This is a genomic window from Klebsiella grimontii (genome assembly GCF_042137965.1).
GTDB lineage: Bacteria > Pseudomonadota > Gammaproteobacteria > Enterobacterales > Enterobacteriaceae > Klebsiella > Klebsiella grimontii.
In genome coordinates, this window is sequence record NZ_CP169721.1 from 2,404,534 (window position 1) to 2,419,343 (window position 14,810).

Consider the following 14,810-nt stretch of genomic DNA (forward strand, 5'->3'; position numbering starts at 1 on the left):
TGTCTTATTCCTGAAGCTATTGTTATTTGCGGCTCATCGCCTTCACCAGACGATCGCCGCTCATCTGTACTATCTGCACCAGAGCAATCAGCAGCAGAACGGTTATTACCATCACGTCCGTCTGGAAGCGCTGATAGCCAAAGCGGATGGCCAGGTCACCCAGCCCGCCGCCGCCGATGACCCCCGCCATGGAGGTATAATCGACCAGTAAAATCGCCGTCACGGTCACGGCGGCAATAAGCCCGGCGCGCGACTCCGGCAGCAGGGTGTGCCAGATTAGCTGCCAGGTGTTGCCGCCCATCGACCAGCTGGCCTCCACCAGACCGTGCTCCACCTCGCGCAGCGCGGTCTCAACCAGCCGGGCAAAGAAGGGCGCGCAGCCGACAACCAGCGGCGGAATGGTGCCTTCAACGCCCAGCGAGGTGCCGGTAATCAGCGTCGTCACCGGGATCATCACAATCAATAAAATGATGAAGGGCAGCGAGCGCAGAACGTTGACCCCCAGCGACAGCAGGCGATAGAGGCGCGGAGCATGGAGCAGGCGAGGCTGGCCGCTGAGATAGAGCACAATTCCCAGCGGTAGGCCAATCAGCACGGTAAAGCCCAGCGACCAGCCCAGCATGGTCAAGGTATCGAGGCTGGCCTGCGCCACGTCGCCCCAGTCGATAGCAGCGAAAAAAGCCAGCGCGCCGTTCATCTCAGTTCCAGTCATGGCGTTGTGGAGGAATGCCGTTCAGCATCCAGTTGCCCAGCAGCTGATATTTCCAGCGCACCGGATCGTGCAGGGTGTGGACGCGGCCGTTGCGCCAGTGGCGATCGAGATTGAGGGCGATGCTGGTTGAGCGGGTGCCGCTAAGCTCAAACAGGCGGCTGGCGGCTTCCAGCGCCGCTTCGGTGGTAAAGACCTTGGCGCGCGCCACGGCGATAGACGCCTGAGCAACGTTATCCTCGCTCAGTTCGTATTTATAGCGATCGAGCACTTTACCGGCCCGCTCCAGCAGCGCATCGGCGGCGGCCAGCCGGCTGTCAAGCTGGCCAATATGGTAGATAGTCAGCGGGTCTTCGCTGGCCCGCTCCACGCCGGCATCGATCCACGGGCGGGCGAACTGGCTGACAAAGTTCACCGTGTCGTTAAGCGCCGCGCGGGCAATTCCCAGGTCGATAGCGGCGGTGGTGAGCTGGGCAAACGGCCCGGCAAGGGTTGGCGTCGCGTAGGATTTCCACGTCGGGAACAGGTGGAAAGGCTCGACGACAAGATTCTCCGCCAGGACCGTTCCGCTGGCGGTGGTGCGCTGGCCGAGGCAGGCCCAGTCGTCGAGGACCGTCAGCCCTGCCGATTCGCGCGGCACAAACGCCAGCTGCGCGTTATTCTCAGCATCGAGTGCCAGAATGCCGATCCAGTGGGCATAGAGTGAACCGGTGCAATAGCCCTTACGACCGGTGATGCGCAGACCGCGTTCGCTGGCCTCCAGGCGAGTGCGGATATCGAGTACCGTCTTGCCGCCGGTTTCAGAAAGGGCATTGGCAAAGCGATAGCCTTGCAGCACCTGATCGAAGAAAAATGCCTGCTGCTCTTCGCTTCCCTGGAGACGGATATCCTCGAGAAGACAGTAATGGTTCTGGGGAATTTGCCCCAGCGACGGGTCAGCGGCGGAAATAATCGCTATCACCTGGGCCAGCGTGGCGGCGGATACCTCGGCTCCGCCCCATTGTCGCGGGACGGTGATACCCCACAGGCCGCTGTTGGAATAGGTGTCGATAATTTCCGCCGGTACGATGCCGCTGCGATCGCGTTGTGCAGCGTCGGGCTGCAGCACCGCGGCAATCTCATGGGCGATAGCGATAGCTTCGTCATCGCTGCGAATAACGTGCGCCTTTGGAAGCTCGCGGGTGTAGTGAATGATTGGTTTATCGTCGGGCATAGTCACTTCTCATGGTTAAACAAACGGCATATGCTAAAAATAGCTAAGTAAATACTTAATAATTTCTGTGGGTTATATGATGGCTAAAGCAAAGGCTATGCCAGAACGTTTTTGAGATTTAAAAGATTAATAATCAATGAGATGGATTTTTTTCTGGGCTTATGCACTGCTGCAATTGCAACCTGAATTCACCAGGGTGTTGGATTTGCAACAGTGTGGAAATCAGGGGGAGCGCATATCGCCCCGGAAGACCGGGGCAGGATGTGGATGAAAGAGGAAGTGATGCCGTGCTGGCGTAACCGGTTTGTCTAGCGCGAATGCCAGAGGATATCCGGTTCGGCAAACCCCTCTTCGACGCGGGCGAAAAAACGGCTGGCGTGCAGGCCGTCGACGAAGGCGTGATTGAATCTGCCCGCAACCGGGATAATGCCGTTTTTCAGCTTGCCCCAGGTGAGGGCGGGCACCGCCGCGCCAACGTAGTACTCGGCGTGAGTCATGGCGCTGAAATGCAGCCACGGCAGGCAGCTGGCGCAGAAGAAGTTCTCGCCGTTGACGATAAGCGGCGCCGGCGCGGTCCGTTTCGCCGCGTCAATCTTCGGCGTAGCGGCAGCGCTAAAGGCGGCAAAATCGGCGGCGTTATCGCACCAGACCTGGCGAAAACCTTCCTGCGCGGTCATTACCGGCGTCATCACCGCCAATTGGTCATATTCGATAATCTCGTCGTCCAGCAGCCGCTGCTTAAGCTGCGGCACGTCGTTTGCCGCGCGCACCAGCCCGTAGAGCGCCAGCTGGAAAAAAGAGACGCCGCGATCTTTCGCGCATTCGTATAGCCGCTGCGCCTCGACGGGAACGCAGAGATTAAAGCTGGGGTTGGCAAAACCGCGATAAAAATCAAAATGATCTTTTCGCGGCCAGCGTTGTTTGTCGATTATGCGATAGTTGGCCACGGGCCTCTCCTGTTGGCTGACTTTCCTTCACTATGCGACGATTTCAATCAGGTTGCCATCGGGGTCTTTGATCACCGCTTCGTAGTAGCCGTCACCGGTGGTTCGCGGCGGGGAAACCAGTATTCCCTGGGCGTCGGCGCGTTTCGCCAGCCTGTCGACATTTTCCGCGCCGCCAACGCTTATCGCCAGATGCACCCAGCCGGTATGGTTATTATCCGCCGTCAGTGCGACCAGTCCCGGCTTGGTCATCAGCTCGATAGCAATGTTGTCGCCAATCTTGACAAAAAAGGACTCAAAACCGGGGTTGGTTTGGCTGCAGTACTTCTCATTGATCTCGCCGTCGAAGAACGACACCCAAAAACGGGCCTGTTGCTCAAGCTGGCGGGTCCATAGGGCGATGTGGGCAATTTTCATAGCAAACCTCTTGATAGGGTGAGTTGACAGTCAGGGCTGTAATGCACGATCATGCACTTTGTTGCTCGATGAATATTTAATCAGGAGTTATTTGTGCTCGATTATGCTGCTTTCCCCAAACAACGACAAGCGCTTATTTGCCAGATCCTCCAGGAGAACGGCAGAGTGGTTTGCGCCGAGCTTGCCGACCGCCTTAACGTCTCCGAGCATACTATTCGCCGTGATTTACATGAGCTTAGCCGGGAAGGGTACTGTAAAAAGGTTTACGGCGGCGCGGTGATGACCCTGCCGGAGGCGGGTGATTATAGCGAGCGCAAAGAGAAAAATACGGCGACAAAAAGCAGAATCGCGCAGAAGTGCGCAAAGCTGGTGAAACCCGGCGGCTGCATTTTTATCGATACCGGCACCACCAACCTGGCGATGGCGGAAGCGCTGCCGGCGGAGCTGGCGCTAACGGTGGTCACCAATTCTCCCGAGATCGCTGCCGTCCTGCTCAAGAAACCGCTGTACGATGTGGTGATGCTTGGCGGTCAGATCCAGCGGGCCAGCGGCGGCTGCGTGGGCGCCTCTGCCGTGGCGCAGATTCAGGGCATGCTGTTCGATCAGGGCTTTATCGGCGGCTGCGCTATGGCGCCCGAGTCCGGCCTGACGGGCTTCGACTACGCCGATTGCGAATTTAAAAAAGCGGTGATAAAGCAGTGCAGCGAAATCATCGTCGGCCTCACCTCCGATAAGATCCCGGCGGTGGCGCGCTTTGTGGTGGTCGAAAGCAGCGCCATTGACGTGCTGGTGGTCGAGGAGAACATCAGTCGCGAATATCGCGACGCGTTCAGCGAACACGATATCCGTATTTATACCGTTTAGCGCGGAGGCTTACTTCGACAGCGACGTGGCAATCAGGCGCAGGCCGAGGGCGCCCAGCACCGTGGCGGTGACGATATCGATCTTACGCTTCATGCGCAGGTAGACGCCGCGCGGCCTGGCGGAAGAGAGCACCAGGGCCACCAGCGAATACCAGCTGACGTCGATCACAAAGCTCATCAGCGGCACGATATAGTAAAAGGCCAGCGGGATGCGTTCCGGCAGCAGGGCGGTAAAAATAGAGGCGAACACCAGCGCCGTTTTTGGGTTGCTGAGCTGGGTATACAGGCCATCGCGGAAGGTTTTCAGCAGCGAATGTTCCGCCGCCATGCCGCCTGCCGCAAAATCCATCGGCTGCGCCGCGCCGCGGTAGATTTTATACCCCAGCCATAGCAGATAGAGGCCGCCCGCGACCTTCAGGCCAATAAACATTTCCGGCACCGCCGTCAGAACTTTTTGTAACCCCAGCATGGCCATAATCGAAAAGATGGCGGCGCCCGCGCCGGTGCCCAGCGCGGTGACCAGACCGTGCGTTCTTGAGCGCGCAACGGCGTTGCGGGCAACGTAAATAAAGCTCGGACCGGGGCTAATCACGCCCATAATGAGGACGGCGGCAAGGGCCATCAGGCTGGATAAGAACATAAACGCTCCTGGTTGACGTTGAGCGCTAAAGTCGTATTTGGCTCCGGCTCATGATGGATTTCGCTCTCAAAAAATAAACAATCTTTACCCCGCTGTCACCCAACTTTACGGGGGGACGTTTAATCGCCCGTTCGAATAACGATTCCCATTTCGCGCGTCGGTGATAAACTGACTAAATGTGATCTTTGTCATATCGTCATTAAAACAGAGAAAAGAGACACTGCTATGCAACATATCATTGAGGGCTTCCTCAACTTCCAGAAAGAGATCTTCCCGCAACGTAAAGAGCTCTTCCGCAGCCTGGCCTCCAGCCAAAATCCTAAAGCGCTGTTTATCTCTTGTTCAGATAGCCGCCTGGTGCCGGAGCTGGTGACCCAGCAGGAACCGGGGCAACTGTTTGTGATCCGTAACGCCGGGAATATCGTGCCCTCTTTCGGCCCTGAGCCGGGCGGGGTTTCCGCAACTATCGAGTACGCCGTCGTTGCCCTGGGCGTGACCGATATCGTCATTTGCGGCCACTCCAACTGCGGCGCGATGAAAGCCATCGCCACCTGCCAGTGCCTGGACCCGATGCCTGCCGTCTCCCACTGGCTGCGCTACTCCGACGCGGCGAAAGCGGTCGTGGAGAAGAAAACCTGGGCCAACGAGACCGATAAAGTCAACGCAATGGTGCAGGAAAACGTCATCGCCCAGTTGAACAATATCAAAACCCACCCGTCGGTTGCCGTCGGCCTGCGTGATAGCACGCTGCGTCTGCACGGCTGGTTCTACGATATTGAAAGCGGCGATATTCGCGCGCTGGATAAAAACAGCAAAACCTTCGTGTCGCTGTCGGAAAACCCTGACGTCTATTTCGAATAAACCTCCCGCAGGGCACGGAAGCCCTCGTTCCCGCCTTATCTGCCATACTCATTACTCCTGCGTAGTCTGTTTTTTTTAAGGGGAAGTCATGATCAAGCTGTGCGCGACCTGCGGCACTTCTTACGACGACGGCGACAACACCCTGAGCCGGTGCCGTATCTGTGAGGATGAACGTCAGTACGTCCCGGCCAGCGGCCAGGCATGGATTGAATTAGAGACTCTGGTTCGCACCCATGTGAATAAGTGGCAGCAGCATTGCGGCGAGCTGTTGAGCATCAAGACGGTACCGAAATTTGCCATCGACCAGCGCGCGTTTCTGCTGCTCACCCCGCAGGGGAATATTCTGTGGGACTGCATTGCCAATCTGGACGCGGCGACAAAAACGCTGATAGCGGCGCTGGGCGGGATAAAAGCGATCGCCATTTCTCATCCTCATTACTACACCACGATGCAGACGTGGGCGGAAGCCTTCGATGCGCGAATCTACCTTCATGCCAGCGATCGCGAATGGATTATGCGCGATAGCCCGGCAATCACGCTGTGGGAAGGGGATGCGCTGGAGATCCTCCCTGCGGTGCGGCTGCTGCGGCTGGGCGGGCATTTCGCCGGTGGGACCGTTCTGCACTGGGCAAAAGATGACGGCATCATGCTGGCGGGCGATATTATCCAGGTGACGCCGGGGGCGCACGCCGTTTCGTTTATGTGGAGCTATCCCAATTTGCTGCCGCTGGCGGCAGCCAGCGTTGAGAAGATCGTTGAGCGTCTGGGCGATACGCCCTTTGAGGCGCTGTACGGCGCCTTCGAGGGGCAGAACGTCACGAAAAATGCCCGGCAGATCGTTTTAGATTCAGCGCAGAAATATCTGGCCTGCCTGAATACGACGGCGCACCGCTGAGGGCGCGCCGCCTGCGGCTTATACCACGCCGTCACCGCCGTCGGAGCACCACACCTGGCCGGAGGTGAAGGAGCAGGCGTCGGAAGCCAGGGTTACGTACAGCGGCGCAATCTCTACCGGTTGGCCGGGGCGGCCCAGCGGCGTATCGGCGCCGAACTGACGAACTTTCTCATCCGGCTGGCCGCCGCTTGACTGCAGCACTGTCCAGTAGGGGCCGGGGGCGACGGCGTTGACCCGAATGCCCTTCGGCCCCAGCTGTTTGGCCAGCGACTTGGTGAACGCCACCAGGCACGCTTTGGTTTGCGCATAGTCCAGCAGGATGGGGCTTGGCTTAAAGGCCTGGACTGATGAAGTATTAATGATCGCGCTGTGTTCTTTAAGGTGACGCAGGGCGGCTTTAGTGATCCAGAAGGCCGCATAAACGTTGGTTTTGAAGGTGGCGTCAAAGTCGGCGGTGGTTAATTCTTCCAGCGATTCGCAATATTGCTGGCGTCCGGCGTTATTGACCAGAATATCCAGCCCGCCGAGTTCGCTGGCGGCCTGTTCGACCAGGGTTTCGCAGAAGGACTCGTCGCGCACATCTCCCGGAATCGCGACGGCCTGACGTCCTTCGGCCTCAATGAGGGCAATCACGGTTTGCGCATCGGATTCCTCTTCCGGCAGATAGTTGATCGCCACATCGGCGCCCTCTCGGGCGAAGGCGATCGCGACCGCACGGCCAATCCCTGAATCGCCGCCGGTAATCAGGGCGCGTTTACCAGCGAGCCGACCGGAACCGACATAGCTCAGTTCGCCGTGGTCCGGCTGCGGCTTCATCTCTTCGGCAAGACCCGGCGGCGATTGCGGCTGGTCAACAAACGGGGGACGGGGATACTTCGCGGTATTATTAGCGTAATCGCTCATACTGACCTCCTCGTGTTAAAAGAGTAAGCGTAGTTGCCTGGTCAGCCTGCCGTGGAATATCGGGGAATATTTGAACGGCTTCGCTTTTATAATTGTTGCGCTTTTATTCATCTCCGAACGGTAATTTACTGATTGCCGGGAAACTTTTTAAAATGTGAAGCGACGGCAGCGTTGGCCATTTTAGGATTATTCTATGATAAGCCTGACGGTATATTTAGCGCAGATATATTGCTCCGCCTCGCTTATATTTACGCGCTTTGAGAAGGCGTCAAAAATATTTCTCGGATGATTCATAACATGTCCGGCTTGTGAAAATGAACAGCAGCAACCAGACTTATTAAGACAAAAGAACAATACGCTGGAGGTAGTGCTGATGAAAAAATTACTGGCTGTTATTTTCTGTTCGCTGATGGCGCCAGGCGTGTATGCCGCAGATGAAGGCGGATTTAAAAAAGATGCCGCACCGCCGCCGCCGCATAAAATTGATGACGGCTATCGCGGGACTGAAGATGGCCGGATCATGACCGTGCGCCAGGCGCTGGATATGCACGACGGGGCAACCATCTCATTACGCGGCAATCTTATCGAGCAGCACGGCGACGATCGCTACAGCTTTCGCGATAAAACCGACACCATTGCGCTGATTATTCCCGCCGCGGTTTTTGATGGCCGCGAAGTGAAACCCGATCAGATGATCAGCATCAACGGCAGCCTCGATAAAAAAATGACGCCGCCGGTGGTGCGGGTGGACCGGATCCAGAAATAATCGCGTAGCCAGGAGAAATGCATGTCCGTAAAAAATCCAGCCGACCCGGATAAGCGAGGCCGTCATCCGTCGAAAGAGGACCCGCGCGAACAGGGTGAAGTGCCAAGAAAAAGAGATGACAGCGAAGATCATAAAAAAGATCCCTGGCACCCGCAGCCCGGAAAGCGCTAGAACGGCCGCCCGCGAGGGCGGCCCGGGTTAAAGATCGATTGGCGACAAGCGGCGGCGGGAGCGGCTCGCCGGCGCGGATATGGCCTTCGCTATCGCCGCGCCGATTTCCGCGCAGGCGGTGATCCCCTGCACAAAAGGCTGGTCGTGCATCAGCCAGGGGATGGCGGCAAAGGCGATGCGTCCACGCACCTCGGAGGGCGCCAGTAACGTATAATCGTCTCCGACTTCCGGGATATCTTCGCCGGTCGCCAGCAGCTGCTCCCTTAAGTGCGGAAAGGGCAGGTCTTTATTTTTCAGCGCTTTTTGCCCTCTGGCATCAATAAACACATCAAACGTATAGCGATTTTGTTCGCTGGTAATCACCGTTTTTTCCTCCTCAACCGCCATCTCATAGCCATGCCCTAAGGCGAGAATACTGATGACGCCCGCTTCGCGCAGCGCCAGCAGCCGGCGAATAGACTCCGAAGGAATGGCGGCATAGCAGTCGATAAAGACCCGCGCAAGGCCATTTTTGAAACGCTCCCGGTCATGGTCATTAAGATGAGGGACCATCACCTGAACGGCTTCATGCAGCCGCAGGATCGCGTAGCGCCAGGGAACCGTGTATCGCGCGCGTTTGTTGCGTTCGACTTCCTCAAGGTTTGCCTGCGCCCAGTTGAACGGGTTGTGCTGCTGGCGCTTTGCGAACCACGCCTCGCTAAAGCTGTCGGCATTCAGGCTGTGAAGGGCGATATTTTCGCTCCATAGGGGGTCGGCAAGCGCGATTTCCTGTGCTACCAGCTCAAAGACGCGATCGAGCAGACCGTCGCTGCCCGCGGCGATGGCGTGTTCCATCGCGCTTTCGCTGACGATGTTCAGCGGCTCCCAGGGAATGGGGCAGTAAAAATCCGCTTCCGGCAGAATGCCGGAGCGCGACATCAGCACGATGCTTAGCGCCTCGCTTGCCTCGTCCAGCCTGAAGGCGAGGGCGTCATCGTCGGACCCGATAAACCAGCCGTGCTGGACGGCGACGGCCATCGCGGCGTCAATCCCGCTGAGCGAGGTGCCCATAATCCCCACCCGGCAGGGGGGAATGCTGGCTTCCATAAGGCCAGACCACGGGCTGGGAAACCAGGTGCGGGTCGACTCTTCTTCATCGGGCCAGACGTGGCCGGTGGCAATCACCGCGAGGTCGAAGGCTTCGGCGACCGGCCCATCCTCGACCCACAGTCTGACCCCTTCTGTGGTCGCCTGCAGGTCGCTGACCCGGCAGGACTCATTGACCTGGATGTGAAAGCCCTGTTCCCTGGCCTCGACGACCAGGCCAAGGAACTGGTCGCGAAAGTATTCGCCCAGCAGGATGCGCGGCAAAAACTGGCGATCGTGCAACGCCTCATAATCGACGCCATAGCGCGCAAGGTGCGTCCGGCTCTGGGCCTTCAGCCAGTCGAGATAGGTGCTCTGCAGAGGCGGGATTTCAATACTGGCGATATTGGCCAGCATCATGCGCGAGTTTTCTTCATCGCTATAGGGCATGCCCACGCCCGCTTCCTCAGCCTGTTCGTAAATGGACACGTCCAGCGGTTCACCGCGTTTAAGGAGTGAAAACAGGGTATAAATCCCGGTTGGACCGGCGCCGATAATGGCAATTTTCTTCATATCACTGACCCGCCGTTGTTGTTATCACATTTGTTGTCGGTGGCCTTCCGCCAGTTGAAAAGCTCCACGATAGATCATTTCCGGGTAACGGAAATCTGGCAGGATAATTGTGGTTCAAAATAAGGAAGAGGGCCAATCGCTGGCGCGCCTCTTCCTTGTCATTAGCCGACGAGGCGCGGTTTTCAGAACCAGGTTTCGAGCTGGGCGCCGAAGAATAGCGTACCCGCGCTATGGTATCCGGCGCTGCCGAAGGTGTCCGTTGCGCAGTAGTTATCCAGCGCGTGGTCCCAGCGCATCCAGGTGGCAAAAAAGCGGATTTTCGGGCGCTCAAAGAAATCCGTCATGCTCTGCAGCAATCTTATCGACTTAATGGGCTGGATAATGTTGATAACACATAGCGAATGGGGATTTTTCCCGCCAGGATTCAGAGGGTTGCTCGTCCCAGTGAAACCGGATGGCACCACCGGGTTTTGTATTCACCTGATATATACCCCCTCCGGTTGCAACCATGGCGGCCAAGTGACGAACCATGAATAACAAGCGGGCTGTACCATTTGCTATTAATCCGGGTTTACCGTGACGAACTTGACATATTAAGCGGGCTTGCTATTCCTTAAACTGGCGCCCCGATAATAAGCGCAACGGCGAGGTGAAGAATGGCGAGTGAAAAAGAGAGGTTGCCCGGGATAAAAGAGAGTGAATTTTTTCTTAATTTTGAATGTGCTGCCCGCAAATATGGCCTCGGGATATTATTAGGGATAATTCTGGCGGCACTGTTGGGGATTTTTTCAGGTGGCTATTTCAGTACGGCTGAAAAAACAAACGCGCCGGGTAATTTAACGGTGACCTATGAGCGCTTTGGCCGTTTACAAACCGAGTTCAGGCTAAAAATTACCGCCCGGCCCCGCGTCGCCGATAAATATATTTTTAGCCTCGGCGGTGATTTTACCTCTTCCTTTGAACCAGGCAGCATCTGGCCCCGGCCGGATCGGATGTACAGCCAGAACGATCGGCTGTTTTTGGTGTATAATGATTTGAAAAGCATGAATAATTTTTCTATATGGCTTTACGTTACGCCGACCAGTCCGGGAAAATCGAACCACTCTTTACAGCTAAACGGCGAACCCGAAATCCGCTTCTGGCAATTTATTTACCCTTAGGAGGACGCGATGGAGATGGTCTTGCGAGCGTTAGCGATTTATTTAATTTTGCTGGTGGTATTTAAAATCGCCGGCCGCCGGGCGCTATTACAAATGACCAGCTTTGACCTGATTCTGTTGCTTATTATCAGCGAGGCCACCCAGCAGGCGCTGCTGGGAAACGATTTTTCGGTGACCGGTGCGATGCTGACGATAATGACGCTGGTCGTGGTGGATATGCTTTTCGGATTAATGAAAAAATATACGGCGGGCGCGGAATCAGCGCTCGATGGTTGCCCGGTTATATTGGTCGAAAATGGCGTTCCGTTAATCGATAAGCTGAAAAAAGTGGACGTCTCCTGCGATGATATTTTGGTCGCCGCCCGGCAGAATCAGGGGATTACGGAATTAAGTAAAATCAAATATGCCATACTGGAACGGAATGGTCACATTTCTATTATTCCTGCTGAGAGTTAAAAAGGTCTTTTTATGTCAAATAACCCTTATAACCAGGCGAAAACCACCGGCGAGCTGACCAAACAGGTCGCCAGCGCGCTGATTGACCGTCGTTTACGCTTAACCACCGCGGAGTCTTGCACCGGCGGTAGCCTGGCGGCAGCGCTGTGCGCGGAAGCGGATACGGCCGCATTTTACGATATTGGCTTAATCACCTTTAGCGATCGGGCGAAGCAAAAACTTCTCGGCGTCAACGCATCGACGCTGGAAAAATATAGCGCCGTCAGCCGTCAGACCGTTGAAGAGATGTCGACGGGAGCGCTGGCGCGTTCCGGGGCGGATATCAGCATTGCTATTAGCGGATACGCGGGACCTGACGGCGGCGATGACGGGACGCCTGCGGGCACCGTGTGGTTCGCATGGAACTTTCGCGGCGAAATCGACGCGCATAAGACGCTGTTTTCCGGCGAGTGCCAGGACGTGGTGGAAAAAGCCGTGCGCTATTCGCTGGCGATGCTGATGGAAAAGCTGCCCGGCTGGCAGAGCGCATAACACACCCTTATTGCGGAGGTTTGTATGGCAGTCATGGCGATCACTGGCGGTACTGCGGGAGTCGGCAAAGCAACGGCCTTGCGCTTTGCGCAGGCAGGCTATGACGTCGGCATTATTGCCCGCGATGATCACGGCCTGGAAGCGACGAAACGGGAGCTCCTTCGCTATGGCGTCCGGGTTCATACCGTCGAGGCCGATGTGGCTCATGCCGATGCGCTGCTGGCGGCCGCCGGCGAAATTGAAAATCGGCTCGGGGCGATCGACGTGTGGGTCAATAACGCGATGTGCGCGGTGCTGGCGCCTTTCCGGGCGATGACGCACGACGAATTTTTGCGGGTCACGGAGGTCACCTATCTGGGCTACGTCAACGGGACTCGCGCCGCGCTGGAGCTCATGACGCCCCGCGATCGCGGGGTGATTATCCAGGTCGGCTCCGCGCTGGCCTATCGCTCAATTCCGCTACAATCCGCCTACTGCGGGGCGAAGGCTGCGATTCGCGGCTTTACCGATGCGGTTCGCACTGAACTAATGCATGAAAATAGCGGCGTGAGCATTGCCATGGTGCAGATGCCGGGGCTGAATACGCCGCAGTTTGAGTGGGCGCGCAATAAGTTCGCCTGGGCGATGCGCCCGGTGCCGCCGGTATTTCAGCCGGAAGTGGCCGCGCAGGCTATTTTCAACGTCGCGCGCAGGCCCGTACGTGAACTTTGGGTGGGGAGCAGCACGATCCAGTCCATTGTGGGGCAATTTTTTTTCCCCGGCTTGCTTGACCGGCTGATGGTCAAAAAAGCATGGGAAGGGCAAATGACACGCCATTTGAACGCTGATGACCGTCAGGACTACCTCGAACAACCGGTCAGGGGATTACATAAAACCCACGGGCGTTTCTCCTCCGAGGCAAAATATCGCGCCACCGCCATTACCTCCGGTGTGCCGGGAAAAACGCTGCAGGGCGGCGCGGCGGTGGCCGGATTGCTCCTGGCAAGATGGTTGACCTCGCGCAAAAACCGCTAACGCAGCGCGCTGCTATTGGTCCAGAACCAGCGGTAACCATACGCGCTAATCTCCAGCTCAACGCGCTTACCGGGGATAAGCGCGTCAGCGTAGGTTTTGTCGGCCAGGCAGGGCGTCCAGACCGCCTCGTCGATCCCTTTCGCGGTAAAGCGCAGCGCTTTTTCACTGAAATTAAGAAAGGTGATGACGCTACGCTCATGGTTATCGTAGCAAATCGCCAGAATCGCCTGCCGATCGGTGCTAATGATACGAAAAGGGGCAACGGCGATTTCCGGGAACTCGGAACGCGTATTGGCGATATCCATTATGCGATGCAGGAGGGAATGGCGGTGCAGCAGTGAATCAGCCACGTTGACTTTCTGATAGCGAAACGGCCCCCGGTCAATCATGGGGGCAACAAAGGTATCGGGGTCGGCTGCGGAGAAGCCGCCGCCGGCTGAACCGGCCCACTGCATCGGCGTACGTACCGCGTACCGCTCTTCGAGCGCCAGATCGTCACCCATGCCGATTTCATCGCCATAACGCATAATCGGTACGCCGGGCAGCGAAAACAGCACGGCGTGACAGAACGCCAGCCGCTGCCGATTGCCGTTTAGCATTGGCGCGAGCCGACGGCGAATGCCGCGCTGATAAACGTTCATCTTTTCATCCGGCGCGAAGGCCTCCAGCACGGTCTGCTTGTTCTTGTTGCCGATACCCTCCAGATCCAGCTCATCATGATTACGCAACCAGTTAGCGAAGCAGCAGGCGTCGGGAGGGACGATGGTTTTCTTTATTGCGTTAATCAGCGGGCGCGCGTTCTGGCTGGCGAGACTGACGTAAAAGTATTTGTTCAACCAGAAGTTAAGCACCATGTTAAGCCGGTTATTATCACCGAAATAGTCGCGGTACTGCTCGACGTCAACGTCAACTTCGCCCAGCAGAATGGCCTGCGGGTTATGCCGCTCGACAAGCCGGCGCAGATGTTCCAGGATCCACAGCCCCCGTTTCTCCTCGCCGCGTCCGGCCTGCTTTGTGAGATGCGCAGCGGCATCCAGACGAAAGCCGGAAACCCCCAGCTTCAGCCAAAAGATAATGATATTTTCGACCTCTTTAATAACGGCAGGCGAGGCCAGGTTGAGATCGGGTTCGTGACGATAAAACATATGGCGAAAATATTGCCCGGCTTCTTCATCCCACATCCAGATGCTCTCCTCGACGCCGGGAAACATCGGCGGCGTATCGTCATCATCGCTATCCGCCCATAGATAATAGTCGCGAAACGGCGAGCTGCGGCTGCGGCGCGCCCGTTGAAACCACGGATGAGCGTCGGAGGTGTGCTGAATCAGCAGTTCAATAATGACCTGCATCCCTAATTCGCGGGCCTGCTCGATAAAGGCGATGATATCCGCCAGTTGACCAAAGCGCGGATCGACCTGCAGGTGGTCGCTGACATCGTAACCTTCGTCCAGAAATGGCGTCAGGTAGAAGGGGGTTATCCAGATTACCGTCGCGCCCATTCGGCGAATATAGCGCAGCTTGGCCGTAATCCCGGCGATGTCGCCGCAGCCATCGCCGTTGAAATCATAAAAGAGGGCGGAATCAATCTGGTAGATAATGGCCCGTGTATGCCAATCAGCCATAGCGTAC

The 14,810-nt window shown here is 56.9% G+C and carries 18 protein-coding genes; 9 read left to right on the top strand and 9 right to left on the bottom strand.

Features of this window, described 5'->3' with window-relative positions; genetic code table 11:
* Positions 1-22: 22 nt before the first annotated feature.
* From ACE3MN_RS11370 to ACE3MN_RS11385, 4 genes are all read right to left on the bottom strand, one after another.
* Positions 23-697: a methionine ABC transporter permease gene (locus ACE3MN_RS11370; protein WP_004136721.1), complete on the bottom strand. Its 675-nt coding sequence runs from the start codon at positions 695-697 to the stop codon at positions 23-25.
* A 1-nt stretch (position 698) separates the two neighbouring features.
* A complete protein-coding gene (locus tag ACE3MN_RS11375; RefSeq protein WP_375364368.1) occupies positions 699-1,922 on the bottom strand; it encodes an SfnB family sulfur acquisition oxidoreductase in 1,224 nt (407 codons plus the stop codon).
* A gap of 308 nt (positions 1,923-2,230) precedes the next feature.
* Positions 2,231-2,869: a CatA-like O-acetyltransferase, family 1 gene (locus ACE3MN_RS11380; RefSeq protein ID WP_024357953.1), complete on the bottom strand. Its 639-nt coding sequence runs from the start codon at positions 2,867-2,869 to the stop codon at positions 2,231-2,233.
* 30 nt (positions 2,870-2,899) lie between these two features.
* On the bottom strand, positions 2,900-3,283 hold the full coding sequence (locus ACE3MN_RS11385; RefSeq protein WP_004136727.1) for a VOC family protein: 384 nt from the start codon (positions 3,281-3,283) through the stop codon (positions 2,900-2,902).
* 93 nt (positions 3,284-3,376) lie between these two features.
* On the opposite strand from ACE3MN_RS11385, the gene ACE3MN_RS11390 reads away from it, so the two are divergent.
* Positions 3,377-4,147, top strand: coding sequence for a DeoR/GlpR family DNA-binding transcription regulator (locus tag ACE3MN_RS11390; protein ID WP_004136729.1), 771 nt, complete (start codon positions 3,377-3,379; stop codon positions 4,145-4,147).
* A gap of 9 nt (positions 4,148-4,156) precedes the next feature.
* On the opposite strand, the gene ACE3MN_RS11395 is transcribed toward ACE3MN_RS11390, so the two are convergent.
* The gene (locus ACE3MN_RS11395) at positions 4,157-4,786 is read right to left on the bottom strand and encodes a LysE family translocator (protein WP_024357954.1); all 630 of its coding nucleotides are present in this window, start codon (positions 4,784-4,786) and stop codon (positions 4,157-4,159) included.
* Positions 4,787-5,011: 225 nt separating this feature from the next.
* Here ACE3MN_RS11395 and ACE3MN_RS11400 point away from each other — a divergent pair, with 225 nt between their 5' ends.
* Positions 5,012-5,647 carry a carbonic anhydrase gene (locus ACE3MN_RS11400; protein WP_004136733.1) on the top strand — a complete coding sequence of 212 codons (636 nt, stop codon included), beginning with the start codon at positions 5,012-5,014 and terminating at the stop codon, positions 5,645-5,647.
* 88 nt (positions 5,648-5,735) lie between these two features.
* Entirely contained in the window at positions 5,736-6,542 is an 807-nt protein-coding gene (locus ACE3MN_RS11405; protein WP_024357955.1) for an MBL fold metallo-hydrolase, read from the top strand.
* An 18-nt stretch (positions 6,543-6,560) separates the two neighbouring features.
* On the opposite strand, the gene ACE3MN_RS11410 is transcribed toward ACE3MN_RS11405, so the two are convergent.
* Positions 6,561-7,445 (bottom strand): SDR family oxidoreductase, encoded by an 885-nt coding sequence (locus tag ACE3MN_RS11410; RefSeq protein WP_004136738.1) that lies wholly within the window; start codon positions 7,443-7,445, stop codon positions 6,561-6,563.
* A 373-nt stretch (positions 7,446-7,818) separates the two neighbouring features.
* On the opposite strand from ACE3MN_RS11410, the gene ACE3MN_RS11415 reads away from it, so the two are divergent.
* Positions 7,819-8,211: a YdeI family stress tolerance OB fold protein gene (locus tag ACE3MN_RS11415; protein ID WP_049131262.1), complete on the top strand. Its 393-nt coding sequence runs from the start codon at positions 7,819-7,821 to the stop codon at positions 8,209-8,211.
* Positions 8,212-8,232: 21 nt separating this feature from the next.
* Positions 8,233-8,382: a hypothetical protein gene (locus ACE3MN_RS11420; protein WP_165775015.1), complete on the top strand. Its 150-nt coding sequence runs from the start codon at positions 8,233-8,235 to the stop codon at positions 8,380-8,382.
* Between the two features lie 27 nt (positions 8,383-8,409).
* Here the strand turns inward: ACE3MN_RS11420 and ACE3MN_RS11425 are convergent, their stop codons facing one another.
* Positions 8,410-10,020, bottom strand: coding sequence for an FAD-NAD(P)-binding protein (locus ACE3MN_RS11425; RefSeq protein WP_375364369.1), 1,611 nt, complete (start codon positions 10,018-10,020; stop codon positions 8,410-8,412).
* Positions 10,021-10,202: 182 nt separating this feature from the next.
* Positions 10,203-10,364: a carbohydrate porin gene (locus ACE3MN_RS11430; RefSeq protein WP_004136744.1), complete on the bottom strand. Its 162-nt coding sequence runs from the start codon at positions 10,362-10,364 to the stop codon at positions 10,203-10,205.
* Positions 10,365-10,676: 312 nt separating this feature from the next.
* On the opposite strand from ACE3MN_RS11430, the gene ACE3MN_RS11435 reads away from it, so the two are divergent.
* The 4 genes from ACE3MN_RS11435 to ACE3MN_RS11450 are packed head-to-tail and all read left to right on the top strand — an operon-like array spanning position 10,677 to position 13,181.
* Positions 10,677-11,180 carry a hypothetical protein gene (locus ACE3MN_RS11435; RefSeq protein WP_049085510.1) on the top strand — a complete coding sequence of 168 codons (504 nt, stop codon included), beginning with the start codon at positions 10,677-10,679 and terminating at the stop codon, positions 11,178-11,180.
* A 9-nt stretch (positions 11,181-11,189) separates the two neighbouring features.
* Positions 11,190-11,636 (top strand): DUF421 domain-containing protein, encoded by a 447-nt coding sequence (locus ACE3MN_RS11440; RefSeq protein ID WP_004136748.1) that lies wholly within the window; start codon positions 11,190-11,192, stop codon positions 11,634-11,636.
* Positions 11,637-11,648: 12 nt separating this feature from the next.
* Positions 11,649-12,167, top strand: a complete 519-nt coding sequence (locus ACE3MN_RS11445; RefSeq protein ID WP_004136749.1) for a 2-oxo-tetronate isomerase — start codon at positions 11,649-11,651, stop codon at positions 12,165-12,167.
* Positions 12,168-12,191: 24 nt separating this feature from the next.
* Positions 12,192-13,181: an SDR family oxidoreductase gene (locus ACE3MN_RS11450; RefSeq protein WP_375364370.1), complete on the top strand. Its 990-nt coding sequence runs from the start codon at positions 12,192-12,194 to the stop codon at positions 13,179-13,181.
* Here ACE3MN_RS11450 and ACE3MN_RS11455 read toward each other — a convergent pair.
* Positions 13,178-14,803, bottom strand: coding sequence for an alpha-amylase family protein (locus ACE3MN_RS11455; protein WP_154963299.1), 1,626 nt, complete (start codon positions 14,801-14,803; stop codon positions 13,178-13,180). The genes ACE3MN_RS11450 and ACE3MN_RS11455 overlap by 4 nt on opposite strands.
* Positions 14,804-14,810: the final 7 nt, after the last annotated feature.